The sequence below is a fragment of the Limnohabitans sp. DM1 genome, assembly GCF_001269385.1.
In the GTDB taxonomy this organism is placed as follows: Bacteria; Pseudomonadota; Gammaproteobacteria; order Burkholderiales; family Burkholderiaceae_C; genus Limnohabitans_A.
This window is the reverse complement of the sequence record NZ_CXOO01000074.1, coordinates 1-6,723: the sequence shown is the minus strand read 5'-3', so window position 1 is coordinate 6,723 and position 6,723 is coordinate 1. Positions and strand designations below refer to the sequence as shown.

Sequence of the window (6,723 nt, the reverse complement as noted above, 5' to 3'; positions counted from 1 at the left end):
GGGACAGCAAGCCCGTACTGCATGGTGACAATGGCTCCACGCTCAAGGCCACCACGGTACTGAAAAGGAGAAAAGGGAGGGGAGGAAAGAAGGAGGAAGAGAGAAAGAGAGKMAGMGACGAMAAMGCATTCTMCGAAGCACTGTTTCGCACGGCCAAATACCGCCCAGAGTTTCCTGTGCAGGGCTTTGAGTCACTAGAACAAGCGCGCATCTGGGCCGCTGAGTTCGTGCATTGGTACAACGTCGATCACCGCCACAGCGGTATTCGCTACGTCAGCCCAGAGCAACGCCACAGCGGCCAAGATCAGGCCATCCTGGCCGCTCGCCATGAGGTGTACACCAAAGCGAAGGCTCGTCATCCGGCACGCTGGTCAGGTGCCACGCGAGACTGGTCTCTGATTGACTCGGTCACCCTCAACCCTGAACGTGACGAGGTGGTCAAGCTGGCCATTTCTGACCAACATACTCAGCTCAAAGCTGCATGACTCAGGCGACAACTACCTTGACACGCGCCGCACCCCAGCTATGTTTTTGTAGGTCTCACTGATTGCGCCAGCCCCGCCGCGTGACACCTCACTGGGCGTAATGCTTGTTTTAAGCTGATCAATTTGCTTGTTGATCAGCGTAACACTCGACGGATCATCCTGGTATAGGAGTTTTGCGTCATTGAGTGCACCAATGGCGCTGTCAATGGCCTGAAACTTTTGCTTGCACAACGCAGAGTTGGCTGCGCAGTCTGTACCAGCGTAATCCATGGCTTTAGTGACCAATGCGCTGGCTCTTGCCGCTGGAGCGGTGGTGGCAAACCGGGCTTGTTGCTCTGGTGTGTAGCTGCCGTCTGCATTCCCCCCTAAAAGCGGATTATTGCGTTCAGCTGCCGTAGCATTGAATAGCTGAGCGTCACCTTTGGCGTTCGTGCTGATGAATTGTTTGGCATTCGGATCGCTTTGACCGGTGTTCTGCGCTGCCGTGTCCACTGTCGCATATCCAGCACTGAGTAAACGCTGGTAGGCCTCTTCTACAGTGATGTTTTCTCCTGTTTTGCTTGCCAAATAGGATTTGTATTTGGCTGCATTTTCTTTGGCCCACTGCCGTTCGCTCGGATGCAACTGCCGATTGTTCATATCCGAATTGAACGCTGTTGCCCCGCCTGCCACGCTGCCCCCACTGGCCGCTGCACCGATTGCTGCGGCTGTGGTGCCACCGGCCAGGCTGGAGATGACATTCGCCGCACTGTCGCCCAAGCCTGCATTTTTGATCGCGGTTTTGAGTTGGCCTTGCAGTTGGTCAATCGTGGGCGCTGCTGCGCTGGCGGCTCCTGCACCTGCAGCCCCTGCAAGGCCACCCGTCAGACCACCAACGGCGGTGTGCATCGCCACGCGATAGGCGCCGCCTTCTTCCCACTTGGCGGCTTCTGCTTGCAAGGCTGCTTTCTTGCCGGGGTCGGTTTCGGCATTGGCCTTGCGGCTCAGGTCTTTGAGCTGGTTGCCTGCATAGTCCCCCACCGCCTTGCTCGCTTGCTTGCCAAACTCACTGGTGATCGCCACTTGTGCGGCCACTTCCTTTTGCGTCTTTTCTTTGTCAAATATCGGCGCGATGCTGGTGCTCTTGTCTCCGGTTCTGGCTGCCGCGTTACCCGCCACGCCACTGATGCCCGCCGTGGTCGTGCTTTGGGCTGAGCCCTTGTCACTGCCCACACCCACGCCGCTCATGCCCGCACTGGCGCTCTTGCCGGGCAGGGTGCCTGCGCCTATGCCCACACTCACGCTGTTGGCGCTGTAGCTGGCACTGTTGTTGAGGTCGGTGGTGGTGGTGCCTTGCTTGGCTTCGTAGCTGTTTTTGTTGTTGTCGATGGCCGCTTGGGTGCTGGTGATTTGGCCGCCCGTCAGGGTGGTCTTGCCTTGCACGTTGACTTGGAAGCCGCCGTCGCCTGCGCGGATGGCGCTTTGCTCGCCCACGCTCAGGTAGTCGCTGTTGATGCTGCTCTTGGCCAGATTCACGCTGCCGCTGTAGCCCGCGCCCACCATGACCGAGCCGCCTGCGCTCTTGCTGCTTTCTTTGTATTGGCTCTTGTCTTGCAGGCTTTCTATGTTGAGGTTGCCGCCCACATCAGCCCTGACTTGCTCACCCTTGACCACTGCACCTTTGAGGTTGGTTTCACCGCCTGATTCAATGTTGACCGTGTTGCCCGCCACTTGGCTGTTGGTGTACGTGGTGCTGTTGCCCGCGCCTTGGCCTGTGGCTTGGCTGGCATTGGCCGTGAAGCCCATGCCGCCACCGCCTGCGCCCAGCTGCATGGCGACGCCAATGCTGCCGCTCTTGCTTTGGTTGCTGCTGCTTTCTTGCGTGGTGTTTTGCGCGGCCAGCAAGTTCACTTGGTCGTCGGCTTTGAGGGTGACGGTTTTACCGGCTTGGACCTTGCTGCCTTGCACGGTGATGTCGCTGTCTTTGCCCGTGTCATTGGGCGCACCTGCGGTGCGGGTGGCTTGGATGCTCACGTTGCCGCCTGCATTGACCTTGCTGCCCTTGGCGCTGTCGGCGTTGCTTTGTTGTTGGGACTGGCTGCTGGATGCGCCCAGGCTCAGGCTGATGCCGATGCCGCCTGCTTTGTCTGCAGCGTTGCCTTCGACCATCTTGCCGTCTGCATTCTTCACCATGCCATTGGCATCGCCTTGGCCTGCTTGAACAGCATCCGCGCCTTGCTTGAGGTTGAACCCCGCATTGGCTGCCGCCAGGGCTTGCATGCGGCCGCTGCTGGTGTTGCCTGCCGCTTGCAGTTGGTTGTTGGCCGTTTGCAGTGCAGAGATCACTGGGCTGGTGATGGCCACCGTCAGCCCGCTTTGCTTGAACTTTTGTTCGGTGCTTTGGCTGCCGGTTTCTCTGGCTTCTTGGATGTCCACTGTCTTGGCGGTGATGTCGATGTCTCCTTTTGGCGTGATCACATCACTGCCTGTTTGTGTGTAGGTCTTGCCTGCGGTGATGGTCACGTTACCGCCGGTGGAGCCCACGGTGCTGCCTGCTGCCGTGGTGCTTTGGCCTTGGCTGTCCACGCTTTGCATTTGCTTGCCGATGGTCACGCTCAGGCCACCTCCGCTCAAGAGACCGGACTTGGTGGTTTGGCTGAAACTGCTTTGGTTTTGCGTGTTTTGCGCCGCTTCAATCTTGACGTTGCCGCCCGCCTTGAGAATCACGTCCTGGTCGGCCAGCACGTTGGAGCCTTTGACGTTCAGGTCTTGGCCTGCGCTGATGTTGACGCTTTGGCCTTCAAAGCTGGAGCCCACAGCGGTGGTGCTGGCGCTGCTGTTGCGGCTGGTGGTGCTGCTGCTGCTGAACAAGCCGCTGCTGTTGCTTCGCGTCGATTGTGCGGTGCTCAGGCTTTGTTCGCCTGCGCTGATGTTCACGTTGCGCCCGGCGTCCACCAGCAAGCCCACTTGAGCTTGTACGTTGGCCGCCCGGGCGTTGACGTCTTGCCCCGCCTGAATGCTCAGCTCGCCCACGGCGCTGATTTGCGTGCCTACCTCCTGGCTTTGGCTGGTGCGCAGGTAGCGGTTGGCGTCGTAGGTGGTGTCCTGGCTGTGCGATTGGGTGAGGGTTTGCAGGTTCACGTCTCGCCCGGCGTTCAGGCTCAGGCTTCCCGCGCTGGCTACGGCCGCTGCTGTCAGTGTCACGTCGCGCCCTGCGCTCAGGCTCAGTTGCCCGGCTTGCCCGCTGCCATCGCCCGTGAGCATGACCTGGCCGATGCCTTGCAGTTGGGTCCGGCTTTCTGCGCGGCTGGCGCCTGCGCTCACGCCGGCCTGGGTTTGCGTGCTGGTGGTGCTGGCCACGCTCAGGTCGCGGCCCGCGCTCAGGCTCAGGCTGCTTTGCGCCCGGATCAGGCCGCCGATGTTTTGCAGGTCTTGCGTGGCGGCCATGTCCACGCTTTGTGCGCTGACGCTGCCGCTGTTGCGGATGTCTTGTGCGCTCACGCTCAGGCTGGTGCGGGCGCTCAGGGTGCCGCTGTTGTTCAGGGCGCTGCCTGCGGCCAGATCGACTTGCCCCCCCGACATGAGGGCGCCGTTGGCGCTGACATCACCTTCTCGCAACCGGGCATAGACCTGGGGCACGAGCACGGTTTGCTGGCTGCCGTCGGCCAGGGTCACCGTCTGGTTGACCAGCCAGACCATGTCGGTGGTGAGCCTGGACATTTGTTCAGCCGTCAAGGCGATACCGGGGCGCAGGTTCATTTGCTGGGCGTATTGCACGCCTGCGTTCATGAGGGCCTGGTACTGTTGTTCGTCGCTGCTGTAGTCACCCAAGAAGCGATTGCCGGTGAGCGAGGCGACTTGTTCGCGGATGAGCTTTTGTTCATAAAAGCCGTCGCCCAGGCGCTTTTGTGTGGTGGCGGGGTCGGTCTGCAGGGCTTTGAGCATGTAATCGCTGCCCAGCCAGGTGCGGTATTGGGTGAACTGGGGATCGGTTTCGACCAGGTATTGGGCGCTGGGTTCGGGGTGTTGGCGAAAGAGTGATCCGGTGGGCACACTGCCCGGCTGTGGCTGGGTGCGCACTTGGTTGGCTTGCGCAGTGCTGCCCGTGGCGGCACTGCCCTGCGTTTGGCTGACGGTGGTGCTGGCTTGCGATGCCTTGGCTTGGACTGTTTTGGACGTGGTGGGGGCGCTGTGCACCTGGCCAGTGGTTGCGGTTTCTTGAGCGGCTTTGGTTTGTACTGAAGTCAGCGCCACACGGGTGGCTTTGGGGGTTGCGCTTGCATAAGTCACTGACCCCACGGGCTGGATGTTGGTTTGGACGGCGGCAACCATATTTTTTTCAATACCGGGCTTGGCCTGGACAAGTTGGTATTGATCGTATTTCAGGGTGTTCAAGAAGGCTTGGCTGGTTTCGGTGACGTTGTAGGCAGAAGTGCTCCAGCCGTAAACGTCTGAGCAACTCCATAAGAAGCAATCTTCATCCACTACCACCCAATCAGTTGTTTTTCCAATTTTGCTGATCTTGGTTTCAACGACTTTACGCAGATTCTGGATGCCACCCGTCAGTTCGCCCAGCGTACTCAACTTGCCCCCCGCAAGGATACTACTGTCCTGGTTCAGCAGTTGGTTGCTGAGGTTCAGTTGCACATCACGGCCTGCCGTGATCTCGCCCACGCGTCCACCTGTGGTTTTGGGTTCTGTGGGTGTTTCTGTGTAGTCGCGGTATTGGCGACCTTTGTAGCTGGCCCAGTTGTTCTGGACATCGCCACGCATGGCATTAATTTTGGCTTGCAGAGCGACCCAAGGTTTCGGGTTGACTTCAAAGCTTTGTGTGGGCGCAGCAACGCCCATGGCTTGCCAGACGCTGTGGTTTGCGGCGTAGGAGGGGCTGGCGGGGGTGTATGTGCAACCGTCACAGTTACTGCCCGACTCTGGGAAAAAAGCGTCGGGGCCATCGTAAATGGCTTTGAATTTGACATCGCCATACACGCTGCTGCGCAGCACCAAAACCTCGTTATTTACGAACCTAAAAAACCCATCTTGGACTGCGGGTCGCCAACCCACATCTTTGCTGTCAACAATGCCTTTGTCGGTGGTGTATTGCGACACCGTCTGCGAGGCAAGCGGCTTGAGTTCATAGGTCAGGCTGCTGGCCAGGTTGCGAACGCTTGCAGCGGTGATCTTGAGGTCGCTGCCCGCTTCCAGGGTGGCACTGTCGTTGAGCACGTCGTTGGCCCGGCCTGTGGCCTGCCAGTTGGCGTCCAGCGTTCCACCAATGTTGATGGAGGCCATGCTGTAGATCAGGGCATTGTTGGTGTTTTTCAGATCCCTGATGCCTATGTCCAATCTTTCGCGTGCAGCGATGGTGGCAGCTTTGGTCACACCGTCGATGGTTTCGTCCGTGTTGTTCAGGGTGTTGGCACCCATGGCCAGCCGATCACCATAAATACGCCCAGTGCCCAGATTGCTCAATGTGTCGGCCCGCAGTTGGGTGTCCGCGCCGTCGATCAACCCTCGGTTGGTCAGTTGATTGTTGGCCAGCAACTGTGTGGTGCCTGTGCTGATGAATTGACCATTGCTGTTGTTCAATATGTTTTGCGCCTGCGCCGTGAGGTGACGCCCAGCTTGCAGCAGCCGATCATTGCTCAGGGTGCCGGTCACCTTGAGACTCATGTCGCGTCCGGCTTGCAAAATGCCATCGGTGCGGTGGTCCCCCTGCAGGTCCAGAATCACATCTCTTTTGGAGATGACCTGACCTGAGGCGTTGTTCAGTTGGCCAGCCCGGATGTTGACCTCGCTGTTGCCCACCACCAGACCACGGGTGTTGTTCACGGCCAGTTGTGGCGTGCTGGCTTGTCGGGCACCCATTTGCAGTTGTGCGCCAGCGTTGAGCAAACCGTCGGTGTTGTTGATTTGACCGTCGGACAACAGGGTCAAATTGTTGGCTGTGCGAACGGCCCCTTGCGTGTTGTCTATCTGGTCGCTGACCAGCTTGACGTTGTCAGCCTCAATGCCTTGATCGACGCCCGTGGTCTGGGTGTTTTGGATGCGCGAGGAGGTCACGCCCAGTTCACTACCCGCACGGAGCAAACCTTTTGTATTGGTCACTGTGTCGCTGGCCTGGAGGGTCAATGCACCGACGGCCAGGATTTTGCCGCCGTTGTTGTCCAGATTGCGCAATGTCAAGGTGCTGTCTTTGGCACTGAAAATCAAGGCGTTGGGCGCATTGTTGCCCACGTCATTGGCTTGAACATTGAGG

1 protein-coding gene and 1 pseudogene are annotated in these 6,723 nt (G+C 59.0%); one reads left to right on the top strand and one right to left on the bottom strand.

Annotated elements, in window-relative coordinates:
* Positions 1 to 131: 131 nt before the first annotated feature.
* Positions 132 to 485, top strand: a pseudogene (locus AMM33_RS21145) (integrase core domain-containing protein); the annotation flags it as partial.
* Positions 486 to 497: 12 nt separating this feature from the next.
* Here AMM33_RS21145 and AMM33_RS21140 read toward each other — a convergent pair.
* Positions 498 to 6,701, bottom strand: coding sequence for a hemagglutinin repeat-containing protein (locus AMM33_RS21140; RefSeq protein WP_228768292.1), 6,204 nt, complete (start codon positions 6,699 to 6,701; stop codon positions 498 to 500).
* Positions 6,702 to 6,723 lie beyond the last annotated feature (22 nt).